Below are 18,467 nucleotides of genomic sequence, written 5' to 3'. Positions count from 1 at the left end.
ATTTGGACAGCCCTGCCTTCCGGGGCTGTTTTTTTGATTGTAAAAAGATACAAAAATGGATTGACAATTGTCTTGTAAATGCTTACATTTAACATATATTTATTTTACCAAGTTTTACTCGTTATTTTTACTCAAATATTTTACTATGGTATAAGAGTGAAAAATAAAAGGTTGAGGTGACTGCCCATGCGTACCATTTTGCCGTTGAATGACCAATGGTTTTACCTTCCTGAATATGTCGAGAGCGAAGTAAGCGCAGGCATTGATGCGAGTCGGTATGAGCCAGTTCAGCTGCCGCACACGAATGTAGAGCTGCCGTACAATTATTTTGACGACAAGGCATTTCAGTTTATTTCTACGTATAAAAGAGAGCTGGACATTCCGGCAGATGCCAAAGGTAAGCGAGTGTATGTTGATTTTGAAGGAGTCATGACCTATGCCCAGGTATATCTAAACGGGGTAAAGGCGGGGGAGCATAAAGGTGGATATACACCGTTCAGTGTTGAATTGACCGAACTTGCCGAGTATGGTGGCTCCAATGTGCTCACGGTCATTGTCGATTCCACGGAACGGGACGACATCCCTCCCTTTGGGGCAGTCATCGACTATCTGACCTACGGCGGTATTTACCGCGAAGTGCAGCTGCGAATAGTGGAGCCTGTACACCTCGGAACGGTATTCGTTCAGACACCGGAGCCGCTTGCGGCAAATAAGGCGGTGCGCTTAGTCGTGGAGCTGGAGGGCATCGGCGATCAGCAGGACGACTTGACGGTCGCGCTGCAACTGCTGGACGGAGCGAGCGTGAAGGCGGAGACCGAGCTGACAGCGGTGACGGCGGCAGAAGTAACGCTGGAGCTGAAAGAGCTGGGCGACCTGCAGCTTTGGGATATAGATAGTCCCAAGCTATATGAAGCGAAGCTGACGCTGCTACGAGGCGGAGAAGAGTTGGATCAGGTGACCGTGCGCTTTGGCTTCCGCGAGGCCGAATTTCAGCCGGACGGTTTTTACTTGAACGGGCGGAAGATCAAGCTGCTCGGCCTGAACCGTCACCAATCCTATCCGTACGTTGGCTATGCTATGCCCAAAAGAGCGCAGCGTCGTGATGCAGATGTGCTCAAGGAGGAGCTGGGGCTGAATATGGTACGGACATCCCACTACCCTCAGTCCCGTCATTTTCTAGACCGCTGTGATGAGATCGGATTGCTCGTTTTCGAAGAGATTCCGGGTTGGCAGCATATTGGCGGTAAAGCGTGGAAGGACCAGGCGGTGAGGGACGTCGAGGACATGATTATCCGTGATCGTAATCATCCCTCCATCGTCATCTGGGGCGTACGAATTAATGAGTCGCAGGATGATCATGATCTGTACACGCGTACCAATGAGCTGGCACGAAAGCTAGATCCGACCCGTGCTACGGGTGGTGTGCGTTATATTGTAGGCAGTGAGCTGCTGGAAGACGTATATACGATAAATGATTTTGTTCATGATGGTGGGCACAAAAAATATTTGGCGAAGGAAATCCGCAATTTTGATACGTATGACGATACAGAAGGCGTAGATGGCGAAACGACAGGCTTGCGCCAGCCTTCTCTCGTTACAAAGCTGGATCATCCGGTCCCTTATCTGGTAACGGAATATAACGGGCATATGTACCCGACTAAGCGTTTTGACCAGGAGGAACGGGTAATGGAGCATGCACTGCGCCATACGCGGGTCCAAAATGCTTCCTATGCCGATGAGGGCATTGCCGGAGCGATTGGCTGGTGTGCTTTTGACTATAACACGCATGCTGATTTTGGTTCCGGTGATAAAATCTGCTACCACGGTGTCATGGATATGTTCCGCCTGCCTAAATTTGCAGCGAGCGTGTACCGGAGCCAGAAGAACGTCGAACAGGAAGTCGTTATGGAGCCGGTCACTTACTGGTCGCGTGGCGAGCGGAATATCGGAGGCATCGTGCCGCTGGTCGTGTTCACCAATTGCGATGAGGTGGAGTTCATCTACGGTCATGAGCGCAAAGGTGTTTATCGTCCGAACCGAGAGAAGTACCCAGCGCTTCCTCACCCCCCTGTCGTGATCGACGAGTTGACAGGCCACTGGGGCATGAAGTGGGAAGACGCTGTATTCATTGGGTACGTAAATGGGCAAGAAGTAATACGTAGATACTATTCACGTAATCCGGTGCCGACAGAGCTGCGCCTAGCTGCAGATGATACAGTGCTGGAAGCCGGCGATTGGGATGTCACTCGAGTGGTAGTCGATGCTCTGGACGAATACGGCAATGTATTGCCGTTCTATGCAGATCCCGTTTCGGTGGAGGTCGAGGGAGTGGGTGAATTGATCGGTCCTTCGAGCTTATCTCTGATTGGAGGACGTATTGCATTCTGGATTCGGTCGAAGGGGGAGGCTGGACAAATTCGTGTGAAGGTTTCTGCGCCTTCCCGTTTCGGTCCGCAGGAATTGAGCCTTCACGTGCAATAATGAAGCAAAGGCAACATACAATCCTACTAGCCACTTTTTATAACGTTTGAGCCTTCCATTATTTAAAAAAGGAGTTGTCCGCAGATTCTGTAAAGGATCTGAGAGGGCAACTCTTTTTTACATATATAGGGTACGTTAATCTATGAGTCTTTTAAATTGTGTCTTATTACTGAGTCACTTAACGTTACGTTCATAGATTGGAAGCATAGAATACACTATCAAAAGCAAGGGAGGTGAAAACTATGGCGATTCTTTTACCTTCGCAATTCTACAATCTTGCTGCTGGTGTGGGTAAGTCCTTTTTTGAAAACCTGAGAGGCGGTAATAATGCTACAATTACCGTGAATAATACGGGTGCCAATCCGGTTGATCTTGTGGTTACCCGTGTCAATGCTCCTGTGATCACTTATGTTATCCCGGCGGGCAACAGTCTAACGTTAGAAGTTGCTTTGCTGCTGGTAGCTGCTCTTCAGGCGACTCCAGTTGGAGCAGTAACAGGTACAATCCAAATTGCTACATCTGATTTCTAACTTGTAACGACCTGACTCTCTAACTCTAGCTTTGCCGAAAGGCAAGGTTAGAGCTTTTTTTGTTTGAAATTTTCTGAAACTTTTTTCATATTGTGCCGATATATACATATAGCATAGCAAACAACAACATCGAAAAGGAGTACCCTGTATGAGCTTTAGCAATCCGGTTTTACGTGATGACATCTTTTTGCGCGAAGATGAAAGAGAAGCTAGTGAACAACGCATGACCATTGGAGGAACGGTGAACAAAACGTTGCTTCTGCTGGTTCTGCTCATCGTCTCTGGCAGTATTACCTGGTACATGACCTATGAAGGAACTGTAGAGGTGCTATCTTTGCTGACGGCAGGATTTATTGGTATGGCAGGCGTAGCACTTGCGATATCCTTTTTTCCCAAGACGGCTCCGTTACTCTCTCCTGTATATGCGATTCTGAGTGGTTTTGCTTTGGGTGGCGTTTCAGCCTTTATGGAGTATGAGTACCCGGGAATTGTGGCTAATGCCATTTTGCTGACCGTGGGTATTTTGTTCTTGATGCTCTTTATGTATACACAGCGAATCATCAAGGTGACACGCGGCTTTATCTCATTCGTGGTCCTGTGTACGATGGCGATTTTTCTGGTGACGCTGGTTGATTTTATGTTGAACTTTTTCGGTATGAATGTTCCGTATATCCATGAAACAGGTTGGCTGGGCATCGGCATCAGTTTATTTATCGTGATCATTGCGGCTTTAAATCTGCTGGTGGATTTTAATTTCATTGAAGAGCAAGCAGATCAAGGTGCACCCAAATACATGGAGTGGTATGGTGCTTTTGCATTGCTGGTGACTCTAGTATGGCTGTATGTACGGATTTTGGACCTGTTGGCCAAGTTCAGTAAGAGGGACTAAGTGCAGGATGAGAAGAAAGGGATGGCTGAATGCCGTCCTTTTTTGTATTTTAAATAGACGGTTTAAAAATTGCATTTTACGTTAAATACATAGAAGTTGGGTAAAACATTAAGACAGACAGGAGAGGAGTGAGTACATGTATCAAGTAGTGCTGGTTAGGCATGGAGAAAGCGTGTATAACCGACAAAACCTGTTTACGGGCTGGACGGACGTGGACCTGACTGAACAAGGGACTCATGAGGCCATTGAGGCGGGACGTATTCTCAAGGAGGCTGGTTATACGTTTGATTTGGCATTTGCCTCTGTGCTAAAACGATCTATCCGCACGTTGTATCACATCTTGGATGAACTGGATCATCTGTGGATACCTGTGCAGAAGTCATGGAAGCTGAATGAACGCCATTACGGTGCTCTTCAGGGGCTTAGCAAGCTGGATTCTGCCGTTGAATACGGCGAGGAGCAGGTTCATATCTGGCGGCGTAGCCTGACAGTGCGGCCCCCCATGCTGGATGAGAAAGACGAGCGGAGTCCGCATCGGGAAGAGCGTTATCGCAATATTAAGCCAGAAGAGCTGCCGCTTGGGGAAAGTCTGGAGGACACAGTGCATCGGGTCGGCGAGTTTTGGAAGCAGCGGATTGTACCTTTGATTCTCAAAAAGGATCGAGTTATCATTTCTGCACATGGTAACACTTTGCGGGCCTTAATTAAGTATATGGAGAATCTGGACGAAACCGCATTGCTGGATTTGAATATTCCGACAGGCATTCCCCTGGTGTACGAGCTGGATGAGCATATAGATCCCATTCGGCGCTTTTATCTCGGTGATCCGAGTCATGTAGAGGCTAAGAAGCAGGCTGTGGCCAACCAAAGCAAGGTAACGGAGTGATTTTCTATACACAAAGAGGACAGGGCGCCTCCTCGCATCCTGTCCTCTTTGTGTTGGGTATAGATTAAGCGTTCGCTTCTTCTTCTTCTGATTCCTGGCTGTCTTCCTCTGCGGGAAGTGCCCACACCGACACACTGCCGGCACGAACGGGAAATATGCCGTAGCCATCCTGCCCGATCTTTACGATATGATCGTGATGCCCGGTCAAATCTATCCATTCTTCCCCTGCACGTTGTTTACCTACGAACATGCGCTTTTCCCCGTCATTTGCATTGGTGATCACCACAGCACATCCGGAGCCTTCCAGCTCAGGCACGCCTTGACGAACCCATCCAATCGTATGGGGATCATCGAAATAATCTTTTTGCTCACCATAAGCTTTATGGTACCGGGCATATAGTAGCGGGTCTAGCTCAGCTTGCTTGCCTTTCACGGGCGTTTGCCCCTGAATACCGTAGTAATCGCCGTAGAACACGCAGGGATAACCGTCCTTGCGCAGCAAGATAAGTGCATAGGCGCTGGGCTTAAACCAGTCCTCCACCCAGGATTCGAGCGCTTCGTGCGGCTGGGAATCATGATTATCGACAAAAGTAACCGAGTTCAGGGGATGGGTATGAACCAGCGTATCCTCGAAAATGGTGCTTAGATCGAAATCCTTGCCACCCAAGGAAGCGCTATGTAGTTTGTAGTGGAGGGATACGTCAAACAGGTCGATTTTATAATCAATGGTATCCAGGAACTTTTGACATGATTCCAGATCCGGTTTCCAAAACTCGCCTACCATATAAAAATCCTGCCCGCGTTTTTTAATCATTTCTGTAGCAAACTCTCGTACAAATTCATGATTAATATGCTTGATTGCATCCAGACGGAATCCGTTGCATTGCAGAGTGTCCACCAGCCATTTGCCCCAGCGGATCATCTCTTTGCGCACATCCTGATGATTATAGTCAATATTGGCGAACATTAAATAATCATAATTGCCGAATTCATCATCTACATTTTCGCTCCAGCTTTTATTTTTACCTAAAATACGATAGATTCCTGTCCGGTCCTGGCTCGCATCGTAATCGGTTCCGTTAAAATGTTCAAAGTTCCATTGAAATGTGGAATACTTCCCTTGTCGGCCGGGGAATGTAAATTTAGTCCAGCCTTCGATATCAAAGGGCTCGGAAATGACCTCATTGCGGTTATCCGGGTTGACCTCGACGACCTTGAATACTTCGGTTTCATCCGCACCAGCTTTATGGTTCATGACCAGATCGACATAGACGGCCACACCGTGACGAACGCAGGCAGCAACAGCTTCCAGCAGGTCTTCCCTGGTTCCGTATTTGGTGCGCACCGCGCCTTTTTGGTCAAACTCGCCCAGATCGTAAAGGTCATAGACGCCGTATCCCGTATCCTCGGGCGACTGGCCTTTGGTGACAGGTGGAATCCATATCGCGTCAATTCCTTTGGCCTTCAGTTCCGGTGCCAGGCGGGCAAGCTTCTTCCAGTGAGAACCGTCAGCTTCGACATTCCACTCGAAAAATTGCATCATCGTATGGTTCCTTTTCATGTGCGTCCCTCCTTTATATATAACAAGTTACCCACCAAGTGAGGGGGGCTAAACGTCAGACGGTCAATATGATGCTGAATGAAGAACAAGGATCGCTGTATAACGTATGCTAAATCATTAAAATTTGTTATACCTGAGTGTTCATAATGTCTCAATAGCTAGAAAAGGGAACGTGAAAACGGTAAAATGAATCTAACTTAACAATAGTTCGGGTTTTGGGCAAACCGTGGAGCGCGAGCAATAGAAGAAAGGAGGGGTGGACGTGACAGAACCGCAGCAGAATAAGGATGAAACGAGCAAAGCGCTGATAAAAAAATGTACGTATTGTCAGGAGATGAAACCTTTAACGGACTTTCAGCGCAGAACGGGTCGCCGGGCGGGTCCTTATTCCCGGCGTGGTCCTTGCCGTTCCTGCCGGGGGTTGGCCCCGCAAGAACGTGCGGCTACGTCCGCTCCTTACGGCGAGGAAGCGAACCTCTCGGCTGCTCCCGTGACGCAGCATAGCCTTGGAGCAAATACGGCTGTGCACAGCCTGGAGGCGTCACTACCTATGGAGGCACAGCGCCCCCGCAGGAAGCCGGTCACGGATAAAGTGCGTGAGCGCCATCGGCAACGGGTTCGGCATCTGCTTAGTAGGCTGAAGCCTGCGGATACTCGGGCGTTGCGGCTCAATCGTAATGGCATGATTCGGCTAAGAGGTAAAACCGATCAGGGGAGACGCTGGCATCAAGAGATTGAGCTTGATCTAGCCATGACCCTGGTCAGAGAGCGTATGGCGGTGATTGTTAATCCTTACACCGTGCGCAGACTGTATAGCAACAAGGAATTTCGCCAATATGTGCTTAAGCGTGACCGCTATACTTGTTTCTTTTGCGGGGGCTACGGTGACACGATTGATCATTTACTGCCTCGGGCAAAAGGGGGCCACACGACGCCAGTCAATTGTGTATGTGCTTGCAATGAATGCAATCAAGTTAAGGCTGCCCGCGATGTAGATGAGTTCATTGAGTCTGGTGTGCCACAGCCGTCTCCTGATGATTTCGAACCACCTGATATTCCTGATGCTTCTGAAGACACCCTACGTAGGTAGGGCGATTCTGCCAATGCAGCTTGTTCGCCCGACCCACAAGTGGTGATGATCGGGCCTCTGTATGAATATATTTTGGGTTATTTTCATATTATCGAACTGAAACGTACGCTCTCTATTACCCTCCTCTAGTCTAAAATGACCCTTTTTCAAGGGAAACTTGGACAAAAATCGAGCTTATTCTAATTTTTATCTAAAATAACAATAAAAAATTTGCAGTAATTTGTGCAAATTTAAAATTTCTTCGACGATTGTGTTGTGAAAGGTGTAATATAGAGGTATAGGGTTCCGTTTCGGCCTGTTGTAGTCACGAAGGAACGCTTCGTGAGATATTCCGCAGCAGTAACAACAGAATAACGTCTGAGCAATATACAATTGGCATCTGCGATAAATCAGTCTTGCCCTTTAGGGTATAGGCCGGTTTAAGCTGTGCTTCTTGTATGTTTAAGGGCGTGAATTCAATGAACGTTTTATTGCTAGAGTTTATGGATACAGGTTACGAGAGAGGATGGACTTCTATTTTCACAGTAAAGGAGGACGTTCACGCATGTCTGAAAACCAACAAGAGGTGGCAGTAACACAAGAAGCTACCAAAGAGTCTCGGGATGTACTGGACCAATTGATGAAACCGGAGGTTCAGCAATCGCTGACCGTACTGGTAGAGAATCTGCCAAAGTTGACTGAGATGGTTACTTTGATGACCGACGCTTATGATGTAGCTCGCAGTCTGGCAACTGACCCTGTCTTTATCGGAGATATGAAAAACTCCATGGGAGAGTTTGTGAAGCCTGTAACAGAATCGGCTAAAGGATTGGCTTCTGCTGCGATTGAAGCAAATGACCGTGTACAAACTACGGATGGCAGTGTAGGTCTGTTCGGCCTGCTCAAAATGCTTAAAGATCCGAATGTACAAAAAACGCTGCGTTTCAGCCAGGCTTTCCTGGATATTCTGAATGAGCGCCAACGCGAAAGCAAATAATTACCTGATCGAGAACGGAGGATGGACATGTCGAAGCAAATTTTGATCTTGGGCGGCGGATACGGCGGATTGCTGGCCGCTCTTACAGCACGCCAGCATATGGACGCTAGTCAAGCAACCATTACAGTGGTTAACCGCTTTGCGTCGCACCAAATTATTACGGAACTGCACCGTTTAGCGGCAGGTACAATTGCCGAAAAAGCTGTGGCGCTTCCTTTGGGAAAACTGCTGCGTAACAAAGAAATTATCCTGAAAGTGGATACGGTTTCCGAAATTAAGCCTGACGATAAAAAAGTAACCCTGGCCAGTGGTGCTACATTGAGCTATGACGCTCTCGTTATTTCCCTCGGCAGTGAAACGGCTTACTTCGGTATTCCAGGACTGCAAGAGCATAGCTTCACGCTGAAATCCGTGGCAGAAGCCAATCGCATTCGCGCACATGTGGAAGCTCGTCTGGATGCTTACAAGCAATCCGGTAACCAAGCGGACGCTACAATTGTTATCGGTGGTGGCGGTCTGACAGGCGTTGAGCTGGTGGGCGAATATGCTGACAAATTGCCTGCAATTTGTCGCGAAAAAGGTATTAACTACGAAGATATCAACTTGTATTGCGTAGAAGCTGGACCATCTATTTTGGCAGGCTTCCCTCAACCACTGGTTGATCGTGCAGTTACAAGCCTTGAAAAACGTGGCGTTCAAATCGTAGCGGGTGTTCCGATTACAGAAATGAAAGCAGACGAAGTTCTCCTGAAAGATGGACGTTCGATCAAAACGAACACACTGATCTGGACAGGCGGCGTACAAGGTAATGCACTGGTTGGCGCATCCGGTATCGAAGTAAACCGTGGTCGTGCAACTGTGAATGGTGCACTGCAATCGACTTCTCACGAAGACATCTTCCTCGCTGGCGACAGCGCAGTGGTGTTCCCGGCTGAAGGCGAGCGTCCATACCCTCCAACTGCACAGTTGGCTTGGCAAATGGGCGAATTAGTTGGTTACAACATCTTCGCTTATTTCAACGGAGCGAAAATGGAAAGTTTTACACCGGTATTCTCCGGAACACTGGGCAGCTTGGGCAGAACAGACGCGATCGGTACTGTAGGCGCGAATGGCACCCAACTGAAAGGCGCTGTAGCCACCTTGATGAAAGAAGGCAGTAACATCCGTTACTTGTCCCATATCAAAGGACTTTTTGCATTGGCCTATTAATATTTCTTACTTTTATATGCTTTATCCAAAGAGAGTGCAATTCTGTACTCTCTTTTTGTTTTGCAGTTTAATCCATTATAAACCAGTATATGTAAAATGTCATGTTTATTTTTGGATATATGTTGAAAATTATGGTTGATCTGATATTTCTGTGGCAGTACACTAGTAACGAACAATACGAGGAGGGCATTATGAAAATCAGGTTATTAATCAGCCTTATGATTGTATTAAGTTTTGGTGCTACAAACATGAATTTGGTATCTGCTCAAGCTCAAGGACAAACGCCCATACACCTGAAGGTCAATGATCATTACGTTTTATACACCTACCCTGCATCACCTTTTGTGGATAAGAAGGGGAGACTGCTTATACCGCTCCAAGCGGCTGAGGATATACTGGGCGGCAAAGTAAGTTATAATGCAGCGAACAAGACGGCTGCTGTTGATCTGTTGGGGCGTAATGTAACGGCTACGATCGGATCACCCGAAATATCGGTTAACGGCGAACCTATGACAATGGATACAGTCCCCATCATGAAAAGCAACGCGATGTTTTTGCCGGTATCCATTTTGTTGAAGGATACAGATGCGAAGATGGAGTGGGATCCCCAACGTGGCTTATTGAAGCTAAAACATGATAGCTTTACGGAGAGTCCCGTTCTTATGAGGTTTAAGGGACAAGACTTGGCTCAAGTCATTGATGCGAACGCGTTTAATCTTACTTCCTTTGATTGGGATCGAAAAAAAGGCGTATTGGATATTTATGCTACGTACGAGAGCAGCTTATCACCCGACTTCAAGCAAATCGACTTTAATCCCATGATTGTGTACAGCAAAGGGGGCCATAGCGTATATCCTTATTCTAAACCCAGTATGTTTTACAAAGTGAAAACCACCACTCCTGGTAATTTGGTTTATACGAGAAATATCGATACAATCGATGCGGATAAAGACTATATAAAATATATTACTTCTGTAGGCAGATTGATTGAGTAGTGGAATGTATGTTGCTTGTACATCACAAAAAAGCGACAAAGGCTTAAGGGCCTTTGTCGCTTTTTTTATAATTAAAAGTTAGTAATTAGGTTGCGGTTGTCCTTGTTGCGTATAGTTCCATTGATTCTGTCAATGGACTCTCTGTCTTTAAGGAAACTAATGATGCCATCTGTCAGGTTACTTCTTTGCAAACCTGAGAGTTTATTCCAGTCATCCAAACCTACAAACACATCCACGTCAGCTTTACTGCTGTCGCCTCTTACACTGAAATCAAAGCCAACTCCGGCGTAGCTGCTATATCTGTTGAACAAATCACGTTGGATCGTGTTTGCGTCGAAGGATGAAGCTACATCCCTCAGAGTAACATTGCCTCTGCTATTGGTTGTAAAGGTTGCTAATTTATCTCTATTACTGGAGTTCTTAACCGTACCCTCTACCTCGGCATCTTTATACTCTTTCAAAATATCATCCACGATGTCCTCCAGGTAGTCCTCTTTTCTGCTGTCGGATAGGTCAGTCCATCTGGATTTTGTCATTTCGATGGTCACCGTAATATCCTTTTTGTTGCCATCCAGCGTGATATCCGAGTTGGTTTTATAGTCGTCCCTGTGATCATCGTTCAGCTTCTTTTGAAGATCCTTCAAGGAGCTAGAGCTGTTTTTGCTCGCTTCATCTTTCAGCGTTTGATTGTCTTTTTGTAATTGAGCAATGGTAGCGTCCTTCGTCGTGTTTGCTGCTTTTGCTGTGTTGAGCTCTTGAGTCAGCGTCGTAATCTGGTTGTTCAGCGCCGTAACTGTAGATTGATCAATCGGAACGCCGTTATCAGCAATGACTACGCGTTTGTTTGTTCCATCCCATGTTACTTTTTTATCCAAAGCTGTACCTGCCAGTTTCAGCGGGATATACGTCACGCCATCCAGTAGAAATGGTTCTGTTTTAGCATCAGCAGGAACCTCGGTTCCGTTGTAGATAATTTTGATATTGTTATATACTGCTTGGATCGGCTTAGTCACTTGTGCGGCATATGTGGATTGGCTGAAAAGAGCCCCGGATATGGCCAAGGCGGATACGGCAGTGATGATGACAGGTTTTTTGATAGATTTCAGTGATTTCATTCGTTGGTCTACCCCTTTATTTAAGAATTATAGCCTGGTTCATAGACTAGAGTAACATTAATGCCTACAAAATCCAACAGCTTGGAGAGTCATTATGGGTTGTGCTTATATTGGTTAGACGCAACAGCAACCATAAAAGTTGCCCTGTTTGCGCAAAACTTTTTCCAAAAGTATCCGAACAACACAAAACAAGCCCGCTGCACAAGACAGCGAGACTTGTAGGTAAAACAGTGCACCGAAGTTATCCATTCAGGATTATTTGCCGTCCTTCAGTTTGCCTGCTGTTTCCTGAAGATGGCCTTTGGCCTTATCCAGTTTACCTTCGGCTTGAAGGGATTTATTATCGGTAGCGTTTCCGATTTGGTCCTTGATTTCACCTTTGGCTTTGTTCACATTACCTTTGATTTTATCGCTAATTCCGTTATCCTTCATGTTGAAGCCCTCCTTATGTGATCGAACTTTCATTCAGCATGCTGTAGTTAGTCATTACCCGAGCAAGGGTAATACGAAACCAGAGGCTGTATATCACAGACGGGGGTATAATGTTGGATACGGGTTAAATCAGAACGTGAAGTGGGGAGTGAGCGCATGCTCAAAATTTTATTATTTATTCTCGTTATTCAAATTATTTACGTATCGGCGTATACACTGCGCATGATTCTGACGCTGAAAGGACAGAAGTACATTGCTGCGCTCATTAGCACCGTAGAAGTTACGGTCTATGTATTGGGCTTGAATGTTGTGCTTAAGTATCTGGATCAAGTGGCAAGTCTAGCGGTATACGCCATTGGCTATGCATTGGGTATTCTGATTGGAGCATGGATTGAGGAAAAAATAGCGCTTGGTTATGTCACTGTTAAGGTGATCAGCAATGAGATTAATGGAGGAATTGCCAATGCGCTGCGGGACAAAGGATACGGCGTTACAGCCTGGCTGGGCAGTGGGCGTGATGGAGAGCGCCTGGTGATGGAAATTTTGGCTAAACGGAAAAACCAGAATAGGCTGTATCAGTCCATTCTGGAGCTGGACCCTAAGGCTTTTGTCATTACGGTAGAGCCGAAGCAATTTCATGGCGGCTTCTGGACCAAGGCTATCCGTAAATAAACATTTTGGTAAAATGCGCATATTTTTCGGAGCTTGGAGCATATTAATACCCGCACAGGTTGGAATTAACAGTAAGCCGACAGGGGATATTACCCTATAAAAAACCGAGGGGGGATATAGATGTACAGACGCCAGGCCCCGGAAATCATTCCAGAGGAAAATACGGCTATTTGGTCGTGTACAAATGAGGGTTGCAACGGCTGGATGCGAACGGATTTCACCTTTTTGAACGAGCCAGCTTGTCCATTTTGCCAAGCCTCGATGGGGCAGGAAATGCGGATGTTGCCGATTCTCAATCGGGCGGGCAATTCCTTTGTCGCTCAGCGCTCCTAATTCAGGATTGTGCAAAACCCGCAATTAAAAGTGAGTACGATGATCACACTGCAATACTTATTAACGTCAAAAGCCGCTCCAGCGACATGCTGAGCGGCTTTTGGTTGTGGAATATTTGATGATCATGGCCTCTCGATGGGCTGCACGGAGTCACGATATACAATATGACCCTGCACCAGGACCCGACCAAAGCGACTGCCGGGATGGCTTATTTTTTTCATCATCGAATCAATTGCGGTACGTGCCATCTGCTCGATGTCTACTCCGACTGTGGTCAGTTGCGGAACAATAAGAGTGGCGTATACATCATTGTCAAAGCCGACCACAGAGCAGTCTTCAGGTACGCGGTATCCCAGAGCAATGAGCTTGTGCACCAGATTGTGAGCGACCTGATCGCAATTACATACAAAGGCAGTCGGCAGCGGCTGAGGAAGCTCCATTTCAACATAAGAGCCTTCGTCGTCCCGGTCACTGAGCACCCACTCGTTACGGAGAGGCAACCTGTGCTCCAGCAAGGATTTATAGTAGCCGAGGAAACGATCCTGAATACTACTGGTGGAATAGAGGTTGCCCACATATGCAATATCCCGGTGTCCCTGGGCGATCAAATAGTTGGTCAGCTCGTAGGCCCCGTAAAAATTATCCGTCACCACGGAGTCGATATCGGCATGCTCATCATAAAAATCGAGAAACATTTTGGGCAGTTCCATGGTTTGTACAAGCTCAATATATGGCTTGCTCACTTGGCCCAGGAGAATGAAGCCGTCCACCTTACGGTCGTAATAGATACGTGGCAGATTAAGCTGTTCCTCGTCTTCGCGATGGAGGATGTGAAGGATGCCGTAGTAGCCGTATGGCTCCAGTGCCCGTGAAATTTGCTGGTAGATGTGCAGATAAAACGATTGGCCAGGGCCGGTAAAACGTTCGGGAATGACAACACCAATGTTATAGGTGAGGCCCTCCTTCATGGACTTGGCAACGGTATTGAAACGATAACCCATTTCGCCCGCGAGCGTCTTAATACGCTCTTTTAGCTCCTCGCTAACCCCATCCTTGTCATTGAGCGCCTTCGACACGGTCACGCTGCTTACTCCCAGCTTATCTGCAATATCCCGCATCGTTACGTTGCTCTTCATTCCTGTTCCGCCTTCCAATTTTAAAAAGATAAGCATCTTGCCTAAATCCAAAGAATGGATGCAAAATGCTGGGGGAATATATTAGTAGCTTAGCTGCCTGTAAAGATACAAAGACTGGCAGCGTAGCTGCCCATAGAACAACAATTAGCCTGCGGGTAACAGTTGTTCTATGGATAGTATACATGGTTCCGCAAGCAGGATAAAGCCTGCGGCTTATGTCTGCTGAGAAGGACGGGAGTGCGCTTTCAATAGCGCTTCATTGTGATGAATCAGATCACGGCGAACAGCGGCGCTGCTGAGAGAGCGCAGCGGGTCGGATGGTGTATTGAAGGTGTAGTCCTCCAGTCGAGCGATGGTGGTTGTCGCTACGTGGATACGGGTGTCACTGGAAGCGTAGTAGATAAAGACTTCATCTTGCTCGTTAACAACAGCCCCGTTGCAAAAAATAACATTCGAAACGTCGCCCACGCGTTCCTCATCATAAGGAGCTAGAAAGTGCCCACCGGGCTTAGCAATGACGCGCGTAGGGTCTTCCAGACTGGTGGCAAAGGTATACAGCACATACCGCAGCCCGGCGGCCGTATTGCGTACCCCGTGAGCGATATGAATCCAGCCGCGGCTGGTCTTAATCGGGGCAGGCCCCTGTCCGTTCTTGGCTTCGTACACCGTATGATAACGGCGCTCATCAATGACGGTTTCGTGTTCAATCACGGGCTGTGTAATATCTTTGCACAGGCCGAAGGCAATGCCACCGCCCGAGCCGGTGGAAATAAACCCGTCCTGAGGACGAGTATAGAAGGCGTATTGACCGTCCACAAATTCAGGGTGCAGAACAACGTTGCGCTGCTGTGGGGACTGGGTAGTAATGTTGGGAAGCCGGGTCCATGTACGAAGATCACGAGTACGGACCAGTCCGGCCTGAGCGACAGCACTGGAGGTATCGTGAGGTGGCGCGTCAGGATCCTTTTTTTCAGAGCAATAAATACCGTAAATCCAGCCGTCCTCATGCTTCACCAGCCGCATATCGTACATATTTGTTTCTTCTGGGTCGATATCCTCCCATACTAGGGGGGCGTCAATGAATCGAAATTGATCAATGCCGTTATCGCTTTCTGCCAAAGCGAAAAATGATTTTCGATCCAGTCCTTCGGTACGCGAAACAAGAATGTATTTTCCTTCATGATAGATCGCCCCTGGATTCAATGCTGCATTTACACCCAGCCGCTCCATGAAAAAGGGATTAGTTTGCGCATCCAGATCGAACCGCCAGTGAAGTGGAACATGATGGCGTGTGAGCACTGGATAGAGGTAGCGTTCGTAGATACCATTGTAAAAGGTAGTTTTAACCTCATTAGGGCGTGTAATCAGTTCCTCTTGCTGCAATAGTAGCTCATCGTATTTGCTATGAATCATTGGTTTTCCATCCTTTCTAGCATTTCTATGCAAAATCGGCTGTTGTGATAAGGGCACTTCCAGGGTCCTGCAATCTCTCTCGCATCAGGCTTACCATCCGCTTGAACTGACCAGAACCATTCGCCTCCGGGGCGAGGATCTATGATATATTGCCGAGTATAGGCCCACAGATTACGCACAATTTGCAAAAATCGTTCGTCATTTGTACGTTGAAACGCATTGTAAAAACCAACCATCCCCTCGGCCTGCACCCACCAAATACGTGAGGTGTCTACCCGCTCTCCTTCTCGCTCGTTGATGAGCGATCCGTCTGGCTGAACAGCACGCTCTGCTACCGCATTGGCAATATCCATCACCATGTCCAGGTATTCTGACGGGTAATAACCCAGCACATTCATAGCGTCCTCAATCAACCAGCTGGCTTCGATGTCGTGACCATATGAGGTCAGGTCAAGCAGAGAGCGCCATTCACGATCGAAGAATACCCCCAATCGTCGGGCAGAAGCATCGTAAACACGACGATATAAAATATCCAGTACGTTCGTCAGTGCATCTCGAACCTCTTCATTTGGCCAGACGCGCAGCAATTGGGTATACGCTTCCAAAACATGAATATGCGTATTCATGGTGATATGCGCGGTAACTCCATTTTCGCTGAGCAGCTCATTAGGCTGCGTGTTCCACAAGCGGTCATATTGCTCGCCGTATGCCTGCCGGGCGGGATCATATCCTTTTTGCTCCAGCAGGTGGAACAGCTCCATAGCTAGTGGCAATGCATTCGGGTCGTCTGTGGCACGTGCATACTCTGCTAGCGCATAGATCGCGAATGCCTGCGCGTATACATGCTTGCACGTGTCCACGGGTTGCCCGGTGTAGTCCACCATCCAATACATTCCTCCATGTAATGGATCAAGCAGGTGATCTCGCAGGAATGTGAATGCATCTCGTGCGGCTTCTGCATAGGTATCTTCCCCTGTTACACGAGCAGCCGCCGAGAAGGACCAGAGTAGCCGTGCAGTGGCAATCCCGCCTTTGTCGGCTTGGTTATGAGTGTGCAGATCCACATCCACCTCGCCGTAAAACCCACCGTGTGTCTCATCCTTCAGTCCAAGCCAGAATGGGAGTATGTGTTCCTTCCATTCCTGTCTAATTTCGTCCAGTAGTGTTGCCAAGAGACAAAGCCTCCTTCGGGAAAAATATTAGGTTATCGTTAACTTTACAGAATTATCATATCTAGCTGTTTGTAAACTGTCAACCATGCTAAATTGGTGTTTTTTCATAAGATGCGGCCCATTCCATTTCACAAAAAAGAATATTGCAATTGACATAGTAAGCGCTAACATAATAAAATGATTTTGTTACTTTAACGATAACCTTATTAAAAAACAACAGGAGGAGTCGTCTCATGAAGTTGTCCAAGGTTTTGATGTCATTACTATCTGTGGTTTTGTTAGCGGGGCTGTTTACTGGCTGTACCTCAAAGAAGGATGAGCCAGCTGCCAGCTCTGATCCAAAGGCCGTGGAAGGTGAAATTACGGTTATCACACAGCGGACAGATATTGTGGATACGGTATTTCAGGACTACGCCAAGGAATTTAACAAGCTTTATCCGAACGTGAAGGTCAATTTCCAGGCATTGGCCGATTATGATGGTCAAATTAAAATTCGGATGGGGACCAGGGATTACGGGGATGTTTTGCTGATCCCTGGCAGTATTCCAGTTGAAGAGCTGCCCAATTTTTTCGAACCACTGGGTACTTATGAGGAGATGAAAAACAAGTATACCGGCATTGAAGAACGTACGGTGGATCATAACAGCTACGGTATTCCGATTGCGATGGTTTACTCTGGTGTGATTTATAACAAAAAGGTGTTCAAGGACGCAGGAATCACGCAGCTTCCCAAAACACCGGACCAATTCCTGACAGCGTTACAGCAGATTAAGGACAAAACCAAGGCAGTGCCGCTGTTTACGAACTATGCCTCTGGTTGGGCACTGACCCAGTGGGAGTCTAGTCTGGCAACATTGGCGGGTACAAAGGAATACGTGAATGTCACACAACCGAATACAGATGACAATTTCACAAAGGGCCAGCCTCACTATGAACTGTATAAGGTCCTATACGATGCAGCTAAAAAAGGCCTGATTGAAAAAGATCCAACGACTACGGATTGGGAGACCTCCAAGGCAGATCTTGCTCAAGGCAAAATCGGTACGATGGTGCTTGGCTCTTGGGCAATTGACCAGATCAAAAGCACAGCTCCTAACAAGGATGATATCGGTTTTATGCCATTCCCGACGAATGCCTCCAAGGTACTTGTACCGCTAGCTGGTGATTTTAATCTCGGTATTAACGTAAACAGTGAAAATAAACCAGCGGCCCGTGCCTGGGTGGATTGGTTTACCGAAAAGTCCAACTATGCTGTAGAGCAGGCAGGCAGTATTAGTCCGCTGAAGGGTGCTCCAATGCCTAGCATTTTGAAGCAATACGAAGATCAGGGGGTCGTTTTTGAAACACTTACTCCATCTCCAAAAGGACAGGAAGGAATTGTTGATAAAATCGACAAAATGGGCGAAATTGGTTTGTGGCAGCCTGATTTCAAGAAACGCATTATTGAGGCAGCGGTGGGTAACCGCCCGGAATCGTATGACGCCATTATGAAAGATCTGAACGATGCATGGGTGAAGGCGCGTGCTGAAGTGGCTGCTAAGGAAGCAAAATAGCCATCTGAACTGACGAAAAGAAAG

General features: G+C 47.2%; 17 protein-coding genes. 11 read left to right on the top strand and 6 right to left on the bottom strand.

Translation table 11 applies throughout. The features are described from left to right. Positions 1–186 precede the first annotated feature (186 nt). The 4 genes from MKY75_RS23910 to gpmA all read left to right on the top strand — a co-directional run bounded on the left by MKY75_RS23910 (position 187) and on the right by gpmA (position 4,786). Positions 187–2,481 carry a glycoside hydrolase family 2 protein gene (locus tag MKY75_RS23910; protein WP_340886764.1) on the top strand — a complete coding sequence of 765 codons (2,295 nt, stop codon included), beginning with the start codon at positions 187–189 and terminating at the stop codon, positions 2,479–2,481. A 242-nt stretch (positions 2,482–2,723) separates the two neighbouring features. Beyond that, positions 2,724–3,011 carry a hypothetical protein gene (locus tag MKY75_RS23905; protein WP_029518700.1) on the top strand — a complete coding sequence of 96 codons (288 nt, stop codon included), beginning with the start codon at positions 2,724–2,726 and terminating at the stop codon, positions 3,009–3,011. A gap of 148 nt (positions 3,012–3,159) precedes the next feature. Next, on the top strand, positions 3,160–3,900 hold the full coding sequence (locus MKY75_RS23900) for a Bax inhibitor-1/YccA family protein (protein ID WP_029518699.1): 741 nt from the start codon (positions 3,160–3,162) through the stop codon (positions 3,898–3,900). Between the two features lie 136 nt (positions 3,901–4,036). Beyond that, entirely contained in the window at positions 4,037–4,786 is a 750-nt protein-coding gene (gene gpmA, locus MKY75_RS23895) for a 2,3-diphosphoglycerate-dependent phosphoglycerate mutase (protein ID WP_029518698.1), read from the top strand. Positions 4,787–4,850: 64 nt separating this feature from the next. Here the strand turns inward: gpmA and MKY75_RS23890 are convergent, their stop codons facing one another. Beyond that, positions 4,851–6,347: an alpha-amylase gene (locus MKY75_RS23890; RefSeq protein WP_029518697.1), complete on the bottom strand. Its 1,497-nt coding sequence runs from the start codon at positions 6,345–6,347 to the stop codon at positions 4,851–4,853. Between the two features lie 262 nt (positions 6,348–6,609). On the opposite strand from MKY75_RS23890, the gene MKY75_RS23885 reads away from it, so the two are divergent. From MKY75_RS23885 to MKY75_RS23870, 4 genes are all read left to right on the top strand, one after another. Then, positions 6,610–7,437, top strand: a complete 828-nt coding sequence (locus MKY75_RS23885) for an HNH endonuclease (protein ID WP_340886761.1) — start codon at positions 6,610–6,612, stop codon at positions 7,435–7,437. Between the two features lie 544 nt (positions 7,438–7,981). Then, positions 7,982–8,413: a DUF1641 domain-containing protein gene (locus MKY75_RS23880; protein WP_029518696.1), complete on the top strand. Its 432-nt coding sequence runs from the start codon at positions 7,982–7,984 to the stop codon at positions 8,411–8,413. Between the two features lie 27 nt (positions 8,414–8,440). After that, positions 8,441–9,622, top strand: a complete 1,182-nt coding sequence (locus MKY75_RS23875) for an NAD(P)/FAD-dependent oxidoreductase (protein WP_340886758.1) — start codon at positions 8,441–8,443, stop codon at positions 9,620–9,622. Between the two features lie 191 nt (positions 9,623–9,813). Beyond that, positions 9,814–10,617 (top strand): copper amine oxidase N-terminal domain-containing protein, encoded by an 804-nt coding sequence (locus tag MKY75_RS23870; protein ID WP_340886756.1) that lies wholly within the window; start codon positions 9,814–9,816, stop codon positions 10,615–10,617. Between the two features lie 71 nt (positions 10,618–10,688). Here MKY75_RS23870 and MKY75_RS23865 read toward each other — a convergent pair whose 3' ends face one another. After that, positions 10,689–11,732: a stalk domain-containing protein gene (locus tag MKY75_RS23865; RefSeq protein WP_340886754.1), complete on the bottom strand. Its 1,044-nt coding sequence runs from the start codon at positions 11,730–11,732 to the stop codon at positions 10,689–10,691. A gap of 255 nt (positions 11,733–11,987) precedes the next feature. Then, on the bottom strand, positions 11,988–12,164 hold the full coding sequence (locus MKY75_RS23860) for a CsbD family protein (protein WP_068939077.1): 177 nt from the start codon (positions 12,162–12,164) through the stop codon (positions 11,988–11,990). A 156-nt stretch (positions 12,165–12,320) separates the two neighbouring features. Here MKY75_RS23860 and MKY75_RS23855 point away from each other — a divergent pair, with 156 nt between their 5' ends. Both MKY75_RS23855 and MKY75_RS23850 read left to right on the top strand, forming a co-directional pair. Next, positions 12,321–12,836, top strand: coding sequence for a DUF2179 domain-containing protein (locus MKY75_RS23855; RefSeq protein ID WP_013312523.1), 516 nt, complete (start codon positions 12,321–12,323; stop codon positions 12,834–12,836). Between the two features lie 120 nt (positions 12,837–12,956). Further along, the gene (locus MKY75_RS23850) at positions 12,957–13,169 is read left to right on the top strand and encodes a cold-shock protein (protein WP_025721956.1); all 213 of its coding nucleotides are present in this window, start codon (positions 12,957–12,959) and stop codon (positions 13,167–13,169) included. Between the two features lie 122 nt (positions 13,170–13,291). On the opposite strand, the gene MKY75_RS23845 is transcribed toward MKY75_RS23850, so the two are convergent. The 3 genes from MKY75_RS23845 to MKY75_RS23835 all read right to left on the bottom strand — a co-directional run bounded on the left by MKY75_RS23845 (position 13,292) and on the right by MKY75_RS23835 (position 16,890). Next, positions 13,292–14,305 carry a substrate-binding domain-containing protein gene (locus tag MKY75_RS23845; protein ID WP_029518692.1) on the bottom strand — a complete coding sequence of 338 codons (1,014 nt, stop codon included), beginning with the start codon at positions 14,303–14,305 and terminating at the stop codon, positions 13,292–13,294. Positions 14,306–14,518: 213 nt separating this feature from the next. Continuing rightward, a complete protein-coding gene (locus MKY75_RS23840; RefSeq protein ID WP_318627716.1) occupies positions 14,519–15,718 on the bottom strand; it encodes a glycoside hydrolase family 130 protein in 1,200 nt (399 codons plus the stop codon). Next, positions 15,715–16,890, bottom strand: coding sequence for an AGE family epimerase/isomerase (locus tag MKY75_RS23835; RefSeq protein ID WP_165145809.1), 1,176 nt, complete (start codon positions 16,888–16,890; stop codon positions 15,715–15,717). The genes MKY75_RS23840 and MKY75_RS23835 overlap by 4 nt, the downstream gene beginning before the upstream one ends. 233 nt (positions 16,891–17,123) lie before the next feature. Between MKY75_RS23835 and MKY75_RS23830 the strand changes: the two genes are divergently transcribed. Continuing rightward, positions 17,124–18,443 (top strand): ABC transporter substrate-binding protein, encoded by a 1,320-nt coding sequence (locus tag MKY75_RS23830; protein ID WP_029518689.1) that lies wholly within the window; start codon positions 17,124–17,126, stop codon positions 18,441–18,443. Positions 18,444–18,467: the final 24 nt, after the last annotated feature.

Origin of the sequence: Paenibacillus sp. FSL L8-0663 (genome assembly GCF_038008125.1) — a bacterium.
Taxonomy (GTDB): domain Bacteria; phylum Bacillota; class Bacilli; order Paenibacillales; family Paenibacillaceae; genus Paenibacillus; species Paenibacillus polymyxa_D.
Note: the sequence above shows the minus strand (reverse complement) of the source record. Positions and strands in the feature narration are given on the sequence as shown.